This window comes from Nocardia sputorum, from assembly GCF_027924405.1.
GTDB classification, from domain to species: Bacteria; Actinomycetota; Actinomycetes; order Mycobacteriales; family Mycobacteriaceae; genus Nocardia; species Nocardia sputorum.
This window is the reverse complement of record NZ_AP026978.1, coordinates 316,613-331,851: the sequence shown is the minus strand read 5'-3', so window position 1 is coordinate 331,851 and position 15,239 is coordinate 316,613. Positions and strand designations below refer to the sequence as shown.

The following is a 15,239-nucleotide window of genomic DNA, read 5'->3' as shown; positions in this document are numbered from 1 at the left end:
TGCGCGACTTCCGGTGCTATTTCCGACGAGTCCAGCTCTCCGCCTTGTCGTGCAGGTTCCACCAGGACACGAACTGCGTATCCTCGCCAACCCGCTCCCACCCGGAATCAAGCTTGTCGAAGAACGCATCAGTGCCTGTCTTGCCGCCGCGAGGTTCGCCAACGTAGATCAGCGTGTCGCCTCCGGCTTCTTCGAACGCTTCCAACGCGTCGGTTGACATCGGATCTCCCCAGCCCGGCGGCCAGCACAAGAAAAGAACTCGACGCGACTCCTCGCCAGCTTCCCGCGCTGCGGCCAGGCCGGCGAGGTCGCCGACTTCGTGCCAGACATCCAACTGCCCCGCTCCCCCACGAAACGACACATTCTCGATCTGGCCGGGCGGTTCCGAGTCGAATGCCAAAACATCGACACCGCGGCGTCGCAGCTGTTCGGCCCAGTATCCGCGCCCGGCGCCGATCTCCAACAGCCCTCGACCCGCGCAAACGGCGGTGATCCACTCCAGCGTCTCGGGCGACGGGATCGCATACGCGTATGCCTCCTGGAGAACCGTCTGCGCGTAGGCCAGTCGCGCACTGCCCTTCGCTACACCGCCGTTGACCTCGCGACGACCACCACGCTCGGCCGGGGCCACACTGACGGACGGACCAACGATGTCCCAGTACGGATTCTCACTGTCACCGCCCGTCATGTAGTGCAGCAAACGAATGTCGAAGGCCCTGTCGGCCTCGGCATCACCGCTTCCAGGTATGGCAGCGGCAGTATCGAGGTACTCCGCAACCCTGGGATACGAAGTGCGAAAGCGTGTTTCGTCCCCAAGAAGATCGGACAGCTCTTCACGACGCTCTGGTGTCAATACGAATCCTGTCACCCAGTCGATTGTGCCGACCTCGACGGCCGCATGGTTGACTATCGGCCGCGAGCGGCCACTAGTCTTCCGCAGTGGCAGCTGTCTCGCAGTCGGTGCTTCGAGGTGAGCCAGCTGGCAATAGTCGTTCAGTGCGGTAAGCAGGTCGGTGCAGCCAACACGGCCGATCACGCGTCGGCAGCCCAGTTCGGACATCCGCGGCTTCGCGGTGCCGCAATCGTAGGCGCGCGTCCTGCCGCCACGGCGCGATCACCGCTCCGCCTCGTTGTGCTCGGCATCGTCGCCACTTCCTTCTTTGCAACTCCACGCATCCACCCACGCAGGCGCAGAACATACGCGTTGGTTTGCGCGTCCAACGTGGGCATTGGCCTCTGCGCTCGGCACCCCTGATAGCGGCCATCTCCGACCCGTCCCTAGTGCATACTCACGGTGGCGGTCGACAAGATCGCGGCAGGACTGGATTCCGTAACTCGGGTTCAAGGGGAGCTCGCACCGTGATTTGGCAGTTAGGCCTCGTTTTCGGTATGGCCGGTGGCGCGATCGTTGAACTCGTCGCCCTGGGGGGCAACTTATTGCAATGGAGGTCGGACCGAGCGACAGTCCGCAGGGCGAACCGGCGTAAGTCAGCAAAAAGACAAGAGCCCCTCCAGTCTTGGCGTGAGTACATCGACCTTTGGCCGGATCTCGCAGTTGCAGTCACTCGGTTGGTCTTCGGAGCGATAGGAGGCTTGATCTTTCACAGCCAAGTGACCAGCCCACTGGCCGCAATCGCGGTTGGCGCTTCGGCCCCTGCCCTGTTGAGGCAGTTCGGATCTGCACGAAATATCGATGAGATCGCTGATGAGGGCAGCTCCTCGTGACACAGGCAAGGTTCATCGAACGGTACTGGGCATCGCTGTTAGGAATGACGCGCCATCCCGCGGCAGCCGCACCTCGAGGGCGGGCGGGGTACAGCTTCTGGCACAGGTACTGGGCTTCACTGCTCGGCGTGAGCCTTACCCCACGTCCTACGACAGCTAGGGGCGTTCGTGCGCAAGACATCACAGGTCAAACCCTGATCCAAGAAAGCGAGGACCTTCGTGAGCAGGACCTGACAGGTCAAGTCCTGCTCGGCGCAAATTTGGCCAGAGCTGACCTGACCGGCGCCAACCTGGCAGAAGCAGATCTGACTGACGCCAACCTGGAAAGGGCAGATTTGACCGGCGCCAACATGTATCACGCCAACCTGAGCGGTACGTCTTTGGAACGAGCAACCCTGACTGCTGCGTACTTGGCCGGCGCCAACATGCATCGCGCAAACCTGCGTGGTGCAGACCTGACGGACGCAAACCTGAGCGACGCCAACCTAACGGAGACGGATTTCACTGGCGCGAACTTGACTCATGCAATCTTGAATCATGCCGATCTGCGCGATGCGGTGTTGACCGGTGATCTAACGAGCACGGGCTTGAGCTACACAGACTTGTCTGGGGCCACTTTGGAACGGGCCATGCTCCCTCCGCTGACTCAGATGCTCGACGTGCGATGGTCGGACGACACCAGGTGGGGGCGATACACGATGGCCATTCGACGCAACTCGGCCAGGCTCGGCGACGGACAGCACATATTGAACCCCCTAACCCCTCCTCAGAAGTCGCTCAGGAAGCGTTTCTCGTAGAGCTTTCACTGCCTCACCTGTCCCCGGTCGACCCCACGCGCCGGCTGAGCTTGGCTGCGACATCCAACCGACTGCCGGGAGTCGACAGGAAGGTCATTGCACAGGCCCTGCGTTTCCGGCTCCGCTCGATGACCCCTCCAAGCCGATCAATCAGAGCCACCCCGGCCGTCCATGGGGCAGATGCCGCTCCCGCGAGGGGCAGTCATGGGGCAGACGGATGTACCTCTATGCGCACTCGCGCCCCGAACGCCCGGGCAGTAATGTCCACAGATTCGCTGTTCGGACTGCAGATTTGTCACCTAAATTGACGCATGTCCAGCGATTTGATATCTTGCGTCAAAATGGACTTTTAATCCGCAGGTCGTAGGTTCGAGCCCTACTGGGGGCACAGGCGCCGGGCGCCCGGGTCACTCCGGGCGCCCGCGTTGTTTCCGGGAGTTCTCCGCAGCCAGGCACTTGTTATGCCGACGTGAAGGGCCACGCCGGAGCCGCACCCTTCCAGTCGCGTGCAATCCACTCGAGTACCCCAAGCAACGCCCGGCACCGCGATCCGAGCTCGAGGGCCTCGATCGACGGTCATTCGCAGATTCCTTCGTCGCCATCCCCGCCACCGCCGACCGACAGGGCGAGGGACCGATATGCGAGCCGTGGATCGACGAAATGGCCTGGTCGCAGTGACGGCACTATCCGCCCCAGATGTTTGGCCAGGGCAAATTGAGAGCGGCCAAGATGTGATGAAGGGCACAATTGTCGGTGAACTCCTCGGCGAGGTCCGGCCGGAGGCGTCCACTTCTGTCGTCGATATGAATGACCCTGCGAGAATGTGTCTTCCGCTAGTTTGTGCGGGTCCGCCGCTGGTTCGCGGTGGTGAGTCGAGTGGGAGGTTCGACGGATGGATCCGGTGACGTTGATCGCGGCTGCGGTGGCGGCTGGTGCAGCGACGGGACTGACCGATGTGGCCACTCGGGTGGTGGCCGATTCCTATCAGGCGCTGAAGGATTTGCTGTCTCGCCGGTACGGGGTGATCGAGGCCGAGATCATCGGGGTGGAGCGGGACCCGCAGGAGCCGCTGCGGCGTCAACTCCTGGCGAAAGAACTCGGCAAGGCCGGCGCCGGGGAGGACCTGGAAGTGCGGGCAGCGGCGGAGGAACTGCTGCGAGTGATCGAGGAGCAGGCCCCCGCGGCGGCCGCGGCGGTGGGTGTGCAGCTGACCCGGGTCGAGGCCGGCGGGGAGATCGAGATCCGCGACGTCACCGCGGCCGCAGGCAGCGGAGTGGAGGCCACCGACGTCAAAGCGGGTGGCTCGATCAGGGTCAGCGGGGTGCGGGCCGGAAGGCCCGATGATGAGGACCCTTCGGTGGCGCGCGGGTAATCCCCGGCCCGGACGCGTCACACACCCAGCAGGGGGCCTCCGCGGGTCTACCGGCATTCGACCTCGACCAGGTGCGAGTCGGTCGAGATCTGCGGATCGACATCCATTCGCCCACGAAGCAGCCCGCTGTTCCGGGTCGGGCGGTGGTCGGTTCGGTGCCACGGGAACCGGATCATTTCGTGCGCCGTGAGCAGCTCACCGATCTGGAAGAGGGACTGGCACAGGGGCGTGTGGCCGTGGTGGTGACCGGGATGCGCGGGGCGGGCAAGACGCAGCTGGCCGCCGCCTATGCCCGCCACGTCCTCGACCACGAGGAGGGGTCGGTCGGGTGGGTGAACGCCGAAACCGCCGACACCCTGCATGCCGGGTTGTCCGAGATCGCCGATTATTTGGGTCTTTCCGCGCCTGGCGAGGACACGCTGCGATCGGCCCGGCGGCTGTGCAACCACCTCAACAACAGCTCCGATCGATACCTGCTGGTACTCGATAACGCCACCGACCCCGAACAGCTCCGCGCGGTGTTGCCCACCCGCGGCGGCACCCGGGTCCTGATCACCACCACCAACACCGCCATTACGTGGCTCGCCGACGTCACTGTAGACGCAGGCACCGGCTACACCCGCGAACAGGCTTTGGCCTACCTTCGTGAGGCCACCGGCCTCGTCGATGATCCCGACGGGGAGCAAAAATTGGCCAAAGAGCTCGGCTACCTGCCACTGGCGCTGTCCGCGGCCGCAGCCGTAATCACCGCCGCGCGGCCACCCCTGAGCTACGAGACCTACCTGCAGCGGCTTCGGGCACAATCCCTACCACGAGTATTACGCCGCAGGGACGGTGCCGATCACCCGCTGCGGGTCGACCAGGCGATCCTGCTGTCGATTCAGGCCGCTGAGGCTTCCCGCGGCGACGCGGATCTCGACAGTGTGGTGCGTTGGCTGTTGAGATTGTTCGCTGTGCTCGCCCCGTCCGGGATACGCCGGGAATTGCTGCACCATCCCGACCCGAAACTGGACGAACTGGTCGACGAGGCGATCGACCGCGGCACCCAGCACTCACTGCTGAACTGGTCCACTGCAAAAGACCGCCTACTCGCGCATCGACTTACCGCCCGTGTGCTGCTCGAACGCGACCGGGACGCCGACGACTGCGACGATCTCCTCACCAGCGCACTCGCCGTACTGCGACCACGGCTTGTCCAGCACGAACAGGCATGGGTCTATCGCGCCGTAGGTGCTGATCTGGTCGACCAGATCGAAGCGCTCTGGGCAAGTGGCGTACCTACCCACGCCTCACCTGATGTCCGCGACGACGCCGTTGCTTGCCGCTTCTGGGCGATACGCCACTTGATCGAAACTGTGAGCCTAGATCGAGCGATCACTATCGCCGAGCCGTTTCTCGCTCAATGCGCGCGAGCCCATGGCCCCAATCATCCCAACACCCTGACGTGCCGCAACCATCTCGCCAATGCCTACCGGGAGGCGGGTCGGCTGGCGGAGGCGATACCGCTGTACGAGAACAACCTCACCGAAGTCGAACACATCCTGGGCACCGACCACCCCGCCACCCTGACTTCCCGCAACAACCTTGCCGACGCCTACCGGGACGCCGGGCGTGCGGCGAAGGCGATACCGCTGTACGAGAAAACCCTCATCGATCGCGAGCGGGTCCTCGGTGTCGACCACCCCGCCACCCTGACTTCCCGCAACAACCTCGCCAGCGCATACCAATTGACGGGTCGTGTGATCGAGGCCATTTCGCTGTTGGAGCGCAATGTCGTCGATCGAGAGCGGGTCCTCGGTCCCGACCACCCCGCCACCCTGGCCTCCCGTAACCACCTTGCCTATGCCTACAGGTTGGCGGGGCGACTGACTGAGGCGATACCGCTGTACGAGAAAACCCTCATCGATCGTGAACGGATCCTCGGTGTCGACCACCCCGCCACCCTGCGCACCCGCAACAACCTCGCTAGCGCATACCAATTGACGGGTCGGGTGATCGAGGCGATTCCGCTGGCAGAGCGCAATGTCATCGATCGCGAGCGGGTCCTCAGTCCCGACCACCCCGCCACCTTGACCTCCCGCAACAACCTCGCCAACGCCTACCATTCGGCGGGTCGGAAGGTTGACGCAATCCCACTACTCGAGCGCAACCTCACCGACTCGGAGCGGATCCTGGGACCCGACCACCCCACCACCCTGCTTTTCCGCAACAATCTCGCCGCTGGATACCAGTCAGCCGGTCGGACAGCCGAGGCGATTCCCCTCCTAGGGCGCAACCTCACCGACGCCGAGCGGATTCTCGGTCCCGACCACTCCACCACTCTCACCACACGCAACAACCTCGCCGCTGCATACCAGTCAGCGGGTCAGACAGCCAAGGCGATACCGCTGCCGGAGAAGACCCCCGTCGATCGCGAGCGGCCTCTTGGTCCCGACCACCCTGACACCCGGTAGCCGTGCAACAGTCTCGCTCGTCTGCGAACCCGTTCCGCCGCTGACTGAACACGTCCGGTTGAGACAAGCCCGACATGGCGTCGAAACGCCGAGACGAATCAACCTTCCGGCAAGGATGTCCGCCTGACGTCGTTGGCAGACAATTCACAGTAACGTCGCAGCTAGGTGCGCCGCGGTGGCCGACACGCGCGGGTACCAGGGCGTTTCATCGTGTACCTCGCGCCGTGAATGCGGCGGTGCGATCTGTCACGTGCGGCTAACGCTCCGTGGGCCGCGTCGATAGTCCCATTGCTGCGGGAATAACCCATACACTCGTGTAGATCACCGAACGGCGAAGGCGTCGTATGAGGTGGATCACCAGGGCATCGATCGTCTAACGGATGCGTTTCGCATCACACCTACGGTGCCGTAAGGTATGGCCGCATCGGTATCGGTCTACCTTGGGATGACCTGCACGACCGGAAGCACACACTGAAGGGTTCATACATGGCAAGGGATCTGACTCAACTCGAGCTTCTGACGGAGTTGGAGCCGGTTGCCGAAGAAAACGTCAACCGGCACCTCTCCCTGGCAAAGGAATGGCATCCGCACGACTACGTCCCGTGGGACGACGGCCGCAACTTCGCGGCACTCGGCGGCGTGGATTGGGATCCGGAGCAGTCCCGGCTCAGTGAGGTCGCGAAGGCGGCCATGATCACCAACTTGCTCACCGAGGACAACCTGCCCTCCTATCACCGGGAGATCGCCGAGAACTTCTCGCAGGACGGCGCCTGGGGCACCTGGGTGGGCCGCTGGACCGCCGAGGAGAATCGCCACGGTATCGTGATGCGGGACTACCTGGTCGTCACCCGCGGCGTCGATCCGGTCGCCCTCGAAGAGGCCCGCATGGTCCACATGACGAACGGTTTCGCCTCCCCTGCCGAAGCCGACGCGGGATTCCTGCATTCCGTCGCGTATGTCACCTTCCAGGAACTCGCCACCCGGGTCAGCCACCGCAATACCGGCAAGGTCTGTGACGATCCGATCGCCGACCGCATGCTGCAGCGCGTCGCCGCCGACGAGAACCTGCACATGATCTTCTACCGCAACATGTGCGGCGCCGCCCTCGACCTTGCCCCCGACCAGGCCATCGAGGCGATCACCCTGATCCTGGAGAACTTCCAGATGCCCGGCGCCGGCATGCCCAACTTCCGCCGCAACGGCGTGCTGATGGCCAAGCACGGCATCTACGACCTGCGCCAGCACCTGGAGGAAGTCGTCCAGCCGGTGCTGAAGAAGTGGAACATCTTCGAGCGCACGGACTTCACCGCCCGCGGCGAGGCGGTCCGCGAGCGCCTCGGCCTGTTCCTGGACAAGCTGAGCAAGGACGTCGTCAAGTTCGAGGAGCAGCGCGACCGCATGCTCGCCCGCGAAGCCGCGAAGCGCGACCGCCAGATGGCGGGCAGCTCCGTAGGCTGACCGCAGCGACAGCACGCCGCCGTCCGGGACCGGACGGCGGCGCGGTATGAACGGACCGGTGTAGCGCCCGCATCGCGACATGCGTACTGGGCGGGCGACCCGCTCCGGCCGACTTACGTGCGGAAATGAGACACTGGTCGGCGTGACGATGACTACCGAGGCGACGGCGAAACTGCGGATCGGGCCGTATCCGGTCGATCCGCCGGTCGTGCTCGCGCCGATGGCGGGCATCACGAATCTGGCCTTCCGTAAGTTGTGCCGGGAATTCGGCAGCCCGAGCTCTATCTACGTGTGCGAGATGATCACCGCGCGGGCGGTGGTCGAGCGCAACGAGAAAACGCTGCACATGATGTCCTTCGACGCCGACGAGCACCCCCGCTCGATGCAGCTCTACGGCGTGGACCCCGCCACGCTCGGCGAAGCCGTGCGCATCATCGTCGGCGAGGGGTGGGCCGACCACATCGACCTCAACCTCGGCTGCCCCGTACCCAAGGTCACCCGGCTCGGCGGCGGCGCAGCCCTGCCCTACAAGCGGACGTTGTTCCGGCACATCGTGCGCGCCATGGTGAGCGCGGCCGAACCGGCGGGGGTCCCGGTCACTCTGAAGTTTCGCATCGGGATCGACGACGAGCACCACACCTATCTGGACGCGGGACGCATCGCGGAAGCCGAGGGTGCGCGGGCGGTCGCGTTGCACGCGCGCACGGCCGCGCAACGCTACTCCGGCGAAGCCGACTGGACCGCGATCGCCCGCCTCAAGGAGGCGGTCACCTCCATCCCGGTGCTCGGAAACGGTGACATCTTCTCCGCCGCCGACGCCGTGCGCATGATGGACGAGACCGGGTGCGACGGCGTGGTCGTCGGTCGCGGCTGCCTCGGCAGGCCATGGCTGTTCGCCGAGTTGCAGGCGGCGCTGCGCGGTGAGCCGCTGCCGGAGCCGCCCGATCTGGGCCGGGTGGGCGCGGTGCTGTACCGGCACGGCGCGCTGCTGTCCGAGCATCTCGGCGAGGAGAAGGCCATGCGCGATCTGCGCAAGCACATGGCCTGGTATCTGATGGGCTTCCCGGTCGGATCCGATCTTCGTCGCGCGTTCGCCACGGTGGGCAGTCTCACGCAATTGGAAGATCTCGTCGGCCAGCTCGACCCGGCCGTTCCGTTCCCGAAGGACGCGGAGGGTCCGCGCGGCAGGCAGGGTTCGCCGGGCAAGGTCGCGCTGCCACACGGCTGGCTCGACGATCCGGATGATCCCGCGGTGCCGAGCGCGGCGGATGTGATGCACAGCGGAGGGTAATCCGGCAACCGCACAGCGAATCCCAAGCGCAACACCACTGTGACCTCTTCGATTTCACACTGGGGTGGCTCGCCGTGGCGGAATCGTTATCATTGCGGAATCGGTGCCGCCGGTCGAGTGTGACCTGAGCGGAAAAGCAGGACGAAAAGCGAGGTTCGTTGGTGGGTGACGATCGGCACGGGCGTTCGCCACGTCCCGGAGGTCGCGCCCCGTGGGAGCGGTACCCCGCGGCGGACAACCCTGAACAGGACGCCACACGCACATCTCGTCGTTCCCGCCATACCGACGCCGCTCCCGACCAGAGCTCCGCGCCCCTGACCGTGCAGGATCTCGTCCAGCGGGTCGACAACGAACGCACCGGACGCCGCGGCCGCCGCGCGGAGCCTGCCTCCTCGGATCCGGCCGCTGCGCCGAGCCGAGGCCGCCGTACGGAACCCGGTCCCCCGGACCCCACCGCCAACGGACGAGGGCGCCGCGTCGAGCCGCCACCGGTTCCGGGGCCCCCGGCGAACCGAGGCCGCCGCCCTGAGCCACTACCGCCGCAGGCAGGCCCTCCATCGGCACGAATCAACCGTGCCGACGCACGGCAGGAAGCTCCGCGCAGGCCCGCCGACCCGGCCGCCGCCAACGGCCGCGGCGCCGCAGCCGGTCCCCGGCGCGCGCCGGACTCGCCGCCACGCCAGACCGGCAGTTCACCCGTGGTCCAGGACATCACGGGCGCCACACCGGCCGCCCGCCCCCCGAGCCGCCGCCCCGCCGAGCGCCCGGCGCCCGCCGCTCCTCCGGAGCCGGAGCAGGCCGAAGAGGTCACCGACGTACTTCCTCCGCTCGAGGAGCCCACGCGCGCCAAGCGCAAGGGCGTGGGATGGCCCACCAAAGACGGCAAGGACGCCAAGCCGAAGGCCGTCGGTACCGCCCAGACCCGCCTGCAGGCCTCCAAGGAGCGCCGCAACAAGCGGCTGCGGACCGCGGGAAGGGCGGGGGGTGCAGTGTGCGCAGTGCTCGCTCTGCTGGTCACTGGCGGCGGCTGGAGCTATCTGCGGTCGACCACGGACGGCTTCACCCAGGTCTCCGCTCTCGACGAGAACTCCGAAGACATCATCGATTCCAATGCCCAGCTCGGCGACGAGAATTACCTGCTCGTCGGCACCGACACACGCGCAGGGGCCAACGGCCAGCTCGGTGCGGGCACTTTGGACGACGCCGAGGGTGCCCGCGCAGACACCACCATGCTGGTCCACATCCCGAAGGACCGGAGTCGGGTCGTCGTAGTGTCCTTCCCGCGCGACCTGGACGTGACCAGGCCCCAGTGCAATGGGTGGGACAACGAAAAAGGCTCATACACCGATGAGAAGTTCCCATCCGCCATAGGCGACAAGCTCAACGCCGTCTACAACCTCGGCGGCCCGATGTGCCTCGTCTCCACGATTCAGCGCCTCACCGGCGCGTCGATCAATCACTTCATCGGTATCGACTTCGCCGGTTTCGAGTCGATGGTCAACCAGATCGATGGCGTCGAGGTCTGCGCGTCCAAGCCGCTCGTCGACGACGTGCTCGGCACCATCCTCGAGCACCCGGGCAAGCAGCGCATCGACGGCCAGACCGCGCTGAAGTATGTGCGTGCCAGGCACGTCTACGGCGAGGAGCGCAGCGACTACGACCGCATCAACCGACAGCAACGCTTCCTCGCTTCGCTGCTGCGCAGCACGCTGTCCAGCAGGGTGCTGTTCAATCCGGGCAAGCTGAACGGCTTCATCACTGCGCTTCGCGAGCACACCTGGGTCAACAAGGTCGAAACGACCGACCTACTGATGCTGGGACGTTCACTGCAGAAGATTGATGCCGGCGTGGTCACCTTCATCACCGTTCCAACCGCGGGCACCACCACTTACGGCAACGAGATCCCCCGCGAATCCGACATCAAGGCGATCTTCAAGGCGATCCGCGACGATCAGCCTCTGCCAGGCGAGAAGCCGACCGTTCAGGCGAACGCCCCCGCTCCGGCACCGGCCGCTCCGACACCGACCAAGTACAAGGCGGTGGATCCTTCGACTGTCTCGCTGCTGGTGTCCAACGGCTCCGGAGTCGAAGGGCTGGCGCGCACGGCGGCCACCAAACTCGGCAACCAGGGCTTCGCGATCTACAACACCGGAAACTACGCCAACGGCACCTCCACCACGACGAAGGTCCGCTACGCCCCCGGCCTGGAGGCCGAGGCCGCGACCGTGGCGACCTCGATCCCCGGCGCGACCATCGAGGCCGCGGACGATCTCGGCGGCATCGTCGAGGTCGTCATCGGAGGCGACTCGAAGTCCGGCGTCACCGTGAAGGCGCCGACGCCGGTCGGTGACGAGATCGGCAACGTCGCGACGAGCACCTCGACGGACTCGACGCCCGCCGTGCTGCCGTCGGACTTGGAACACGTCAACGCGGCCGAGGACATCTGCAAGTAGCGCGCTGTGACCACCGGGCACAGGTGCGACGCAGATCACAAATCCACACGATCCCGCCGTTTCAGGCCCGGCGACGGCATGGGCGCGCAGTCGTTGAATCATCAACGGCAACCGGCGCGCTAATGATGCACACCGGTCATTCACTCCGCGTTCGTGACTTGGTCAGCGCGGCGAACTAGTGTCAGTTTCCATGCGTGTCATCTACAACGAGCAAATGGCCGAACTCGCCCACCTGCTGGGTGAGATGGCCGGCCTGGCCGGCTCGGCCATGGAGCGGGCGACTCAGGCCCTGCTCCAGGCGGACCTCGCGCTGGCGGAGCAGGTGATCAGCGAGTCCGACCGGATCGCGGAACTGATTCAGGACGCCGAGGAGAAGGCCTTCGCCCTGCTCGCGCTGCAGGCACCGGTCGCCGGTGATCTGCGGCAGGTGGTGAGCACGATCCAGATCGTCGCCGACGTGAACCGGATGGGCGCGCTCGCGCTGCACGTGGCCAAGGTCGCGCGCAGGCGTCATCCCAACCACGCGCTACCGGAGTCCGTCAACGGCTACTTCGCCGAGATGGGCCGCATCGCGGTGAACATGGGTGCCGGCGCGCGGGAGGTGCTGGAAACACGCGACCCGGAGCGCGCGGCGCAGCTCAACGAGGACGACGAGGCGATGGACGATCTGCACCGCCACCTCTTCACATTACTGATGGACCGGGACTGGAAATACGGCGTCGCCGCCGCCGTCGATGTCACGCTGCTCGGTCGCTACTACGAACGCTTCGCCGACCACGCGGTCGAGATCGGCCGCCGGGTCATCTTCCTGGTCACCGGCGTCCTCCCGCCGGACCCGGATGCGGAAGGGTAGCCGAAAGGCTTGCCGGTCTTGACCTTTCGCGGGCGGCGAATGATAGATTTGGCCGCGCGGGGCGGGATTGCTCTGGTATAGCGTTACGCCGGAGGGGATCCGGTATGAAGGGGGGCGTTATGAACGTCGATCCAGCGGAGCTACGTGCGTTGGCCGCGTCGATGGACAAAATCGGCGGTGCGATCGGGGTTTTGACCGTACGGGCCACCACCGATGCGCTCGGCGGTGTGCTACCGGGTTCGACGCTGAGCGAGGTCTGCTCGGCGGCGGGTTCGAATATCGAGGACGCATGGCAGCGAATGGCCATGCGCTGCAAACGCGTTTCGAACATCGCGAAAGGCGGCGCCGCGAACTACGAGGTATCCGACCAGGAGTTCCGTGACGGCCTCGACGCGATGGGCGCGCATCTGTGAGGACGACGAGCACGACACCAACCCTCAGCCAGGTGCGGTCGGAATGGCAGCCGTGGAAATTGGGCGAAGCCGGAGCCGAGATACGGAGGCGCAACAGCGAATTCGTCACGCTGATCGATGAAACGGTCACGCAGATCCGGGCGGCGGGAGCGCATTGGAGCGGCGATGCCTATTACGCAGCGTACGACCGGATCGCAGGCGATCGCGACGCGGCGAACAAAGTGGCGCTGGATACCGACGACCTCGCGCAGACGTTGATCGACAGCGGCACCAGCCTGGCCGGGTTCCGGCAAGCTCTGCTGGACAAGGTCGACGAAGCCGTCGCGGCCGGATTCACCGTCTCCGAGGACTGGCAGGTCACTCCAGGCCCGGACGTCTCGGATGACGATGGCGACACCCAGTACACCCACCAGACCGCCATCACGACCGCGCTGAACGAATTGCTCGGCACCCAATCGGACATCGCGACCAAGATCGAGCAGGCCCGCGCGAACGTGCGTACCCGCAGCGACCAACTCGGGGAGGGCGACCCGCTCGACGGGACACCGCAGACGGATCCGATGCTCGCGGTGTACAGCCCGCAGTCCGACACCGGAGATACCGAACAGGACCCCACCGACCCTTCCACCACGCCCGCGGGCACGCCGCAGGCGAGCCCGATCGCCGAGGAACAGCCCACCGGCGAAGACGAGACCGACAAGTCGAAGTCGGGTGAGGACGAGACAGGCGACCAAACCGGCGACAGCGGCGACAAAACCGGTGACGGCGGCGATAAGGCGGGCGACAAATCCGGCGACAAGACCGACGAGAGCGGCAAGAAGACAGACGACAGCGGCGACGGGAAAGACGAATCCAAGTCCTCCGGCTCCACCGGCCCCGCCAGCGACCCGAATTCTTGGACGCCCTCGGACGTCACGAATCTCATCACCGCCGTGGGCGGTATCACCGGAGATATGCCGACGTTGATCGAATCGGTCGGGAAGCTCGATGACGATCTCGACGACATCATCAAAGCGGGTGGCGACGCAGGAAAGAATCTGATCGACTCCGCCGGCACGGCTGCGGAGAAATTCGCGAACGCCGCCGACACGGTGATCACCAGCGTCGATCAGGCGGCCGACGGCACGGCCGCCGATTCCCCGTCCACCGGGGAGCCCGCCAAAGACAGCACATCCGCACCGGACAAGGCCTCCACCGATTCCCCGACGGGCCAACCCTCCGAAGCCGATCCGAACGCGAAAGCCACCGATCAAAAGGCGGATGATTCCGCGTCGAAGACCGACGACAGCAAGACCGGCGATCCTGATTCGGACAAAGCCGCAGAATCGAAGACGGAGCAACCGGCGTCGGTCCGGCAAGCGAGTTACACCGGTACCGAACCCACCGCATCCAGTAATCCTTCCACGCCCAGCGCACCGTCGACCGCGCCCGCGAGTACCGGGTTGCTGGGAGCACACACGGCGAACCGGCAATCGGATTCGGAACACACCCGTCGGGTAGAGGCGACGCCGTCGCCGTTGTTCGAGACCCCACCTCAGAACGAGTAGCCGACCCGAACACCCGAAAGGCCCTGAGTAGCCGATGCGCTACCCAGGGCCTTCCGTTGCCTATGCCGCGTCGGTCGATGTTCGCTCCGCGGAGCGGATCAGCCGAAGCGGCCGGAGATGTAGTCCTCCGTGGCCTTCTGCGACGGATTGGAGAAGATCTTCTCGGTGTCGTCGATCTCGATCAGTTTGCCCGGCTTGCCCTGGGCTTCCAGGTTGAAGAAGCCGGTCTGGTCACTCACGCGCGCGGCCTGCTGCATGTTGTGGGTGACGATGACGATGGTGAATTCCTTCTTCAGTTCGGTGATCAGATCCTCGATCGCAAGGGTGGAGATCGGGTCGAGCGCCGAACACGGCTCGTCCATCAGCAGCACGTCGGGCGACACGGCGATGGCGCGCGCGATGCACAGACGCTGCTGCTGGCCGCCGGACAGGCCGCCGCCCGGCTTGTCCAAGCGGTCCTTGACCTCGTTCCACAGGTTGGCGCCGCGCAGCGAGCGCTCGGCGACCTCGTCGAGTTCCTTCTTGTTGCGCACGCCCTGCAGCTTCAGACCCGCGACGACGTTGTCCCTGATGGACAGGGTGGGGAACGGGTTGGGCCGCTGGAAGACCATGCCGATCGTGCGGCGCACGCCCACCGGGTCGACCTGGTTGCCGTAGATGTCCTCGCCGTCCAGCATCACCGCGCCCTCGACCCTGGCGTTCGGGGTTACCTCGTGCATGCGGTTGAGCGAACGCAGCACGGTGGATTTGCCACAGCCCGAGGGACCGATGAAGGCGGTCACGCTGCGCGGCAGCACGGTCAGCGAGACATCGGATACGGCATGGAACTTGCCGTAGTAGATGTTCAGATCTTTGACGTCGATCCGCTTGGCCATTT

11 protein-coding genes are annotated in these 15,239 nt (G+C 65.4%); 9 read left to right on the top strand and 2 right to left on the bottom strand.

The window, feature by feature from the left end; genetic code table 11:
* Positions 1-16: 16 nt before the first annotated feature.
* Entirely contained in the window at positions 17-1,060 is a 1,044-nt protein-coding gene (locus tag QMG86_RS01615) for a class I SAM-dependent methyltransferase (RefSeq protein ID WP_281877239.1), read from the bottom strand.
* Positions 1,061-1,853: 793 nt separating this feature from the next.
* On the opposite strand from QMG86_RS01615, the gene QMG86_RS01610 reads away from it, so the two are divergent.
* From QMG86_RS01610 to QMG86_RS01570, 9 genes are all read left to right on the top strand, one after another.
* On the top strand, positions 1,854-2,522 hold the full coding sequence (locus QMG86_RS01610; protein WP_281877237.1) for a pentapeptide repeat-containing protein: 669 nt from the start codon (positions 1,854-1,856) through the stop codon (positions 2,520-2,522).
* Positions 2,523-3,414: 892 nt separating this feature from the next.
* Positions 3,415-3,894: a Het-E N-terminal domain-containing protein gene (locus tag QMG86_RS01605; RefSeq protein ID WP_281877236.1), complete on the top strand. Its 480-nt coding sequence runs from the start codon at positions 3,415-3,417 to the stop codon at positions 3,892-3,894.
* Between the two features lie 179 nt (positions 3,895-4,073).
* Positions 4,074-6,347 carry an FxSxx-COOH system tetratricopeptide repeat protein gene (gene fxsT, locus QMG86_RS01600; RefSeq protein WP_281877235.1) on the top strand — a complete coding sequence of 758 codons (2,274 nt, stop codon included), beginning with the start codon at positions 4,074-4,076 and terminating at the stop codon, positions 6,345-6,347.
* Positions 6,348-6,833: 486 nt separating this feature from the next.
* Positions 6,834-7,805 carry an acyl-ACP desaturase gene (locus QMG86_RS01595; RefSeq protein WP_281877234.1) on the top strand — a complete coding sequence of 324 codons (972 nt, stop codon included), beginning with the start codon at positions 6,834-6,836 and terminating at the stop codon, positions 7,803-7,805.
* Positions 7,806-7,953: 148 nt separating this feature from the next.
* The gene (gene dusB / locus QMG86_RS01590) at positions 7,954-9,096 is read left to right on the top strand and encodes a tRNA dihydrouridine synthase DusB (RefSeq protein WP_281880725.1); all 1,143 of its coding nucleotides are present in this window, start codon (positions 7,954-7,956) and stop codon (positions 9,094-9,096) included.
* Positions 9,097-9,794: 698 nt separating this feature from the next.
* On the top strand, positions 9,795-11,549 hold the full coding sequence (locus QMG86_RS01585; protein ID WP_281877233.1) for an LCP family protein: 1,755 nt from the start codon (positions 9,795-9,797) through the stop codon (positions 11,547-11,549).
* A gap of 190 nt (positions 11,550-11,739) precedes the next feature.
* Positions 11,740-12,402 (top strand): phosphate signaling complex protein PhoU, encoded by a 663-nt coding sequence (gene phoU, locus QMG86_RS01580; RefSeq protein ID WP_067795247.1) that lies wholly within the window; start codon positions 11,740-11,742, stop codon positions 12,400-12,402.
* Between the two features lie 119 nt (positions 12,403-12,521).
* Positions 12,522-12,815 carry a hypothetical protein gene (locus tag QMG86_RS01575; protein ID WP_281877231.1) on the top strand — a complete coding sequence of 98 codons (294 nt, stop codon included), beginning with the start codon at positions 12,522-12,524 and terminating at the stop codon, positions 12,813-12,815.
* A 32-nt stretch (positions 12,816-12,847) separates the two neighbouring features.
* The gene (locus tag QMG86_RS01570; RefSeq protein WP_281877229.1) at positions 12,848-14,362 is read left to right on the top strand and encodes a hypothetical protein; all 1,515 of its coding nucleotides are present in this window, start codon (positions 12,848-12,850) and stop codon (positions 14,360-14,362) included.
* Positions 14,363-14,460: 98 nt separating this feature from the next.
* Here QMG86_RS01570 and pstB read toward each other — a convergent pair whose 3' ends face one another.
* Positions 14,461-15,237 carry a phosphate ABC transporter ATP-binding protein PstB gene (pstB, locus tag QMG86_RS01565; protein WP_281877227.1) on the bottom strand — a complete coding sequence of 259 codons (777 nt, stop codon included), beginning with the start codon at positions 15,235-15,237 and terminating at the stop codon, positions 14,461-14,463.
* Between the last annotated feature and the right edge of the window lie 2 nt (positions 15,238-15,239).

Coding starts and splice junctions, on each gene's coding strand:
- dusB (WP_281880725.1), top strand. CDS start 7,954: ATGACTACCGAGGCGACGGCGAAACTGCGGATCGGGCCGTATCCGGTC.
- QMG86_RS01595 (WP_281877234.1), top strand. CDS start 6,834: ATGGCAAGGGATCTGACTCAACTCGAGCTTCTGACGGAGTTGGAGCCG.
- QMG86_RS01605 (WP_281877236.1), top strand. CDS start 3,415: ATGGATCCGGTGACGTTGATCGCGGCTGCGGTGGCGGCTGGTGCAGCG.
- pstB (WP_281877227.1), bottom strand. CDS start 15,237: ATGGCCAAGCGGATCGACGTCAAAGATCTGAACATCTACTACGGCAAG.
- phoU (WP_067795247.1), top strand. CDS start 11,740: ATGCGTGTCATCTACAACGAGCAAATGGCCGAACTCGCCCACCTGCTG.
- QMG86_RS01615 (WP_281877239.1), bottom strand. CDS start 1,060: ATGTCCGAACTGGGCTGCCGACGCGTGATCGGCCGTGTTGGCTGCACC.
- QMG86_RS01575 (WP_281877231.1), top strand. CDS start 12,522: ATGAACGTCGATCCAGCGGAGCTACGTGCGTTGGCCGCGTCGATGGAC.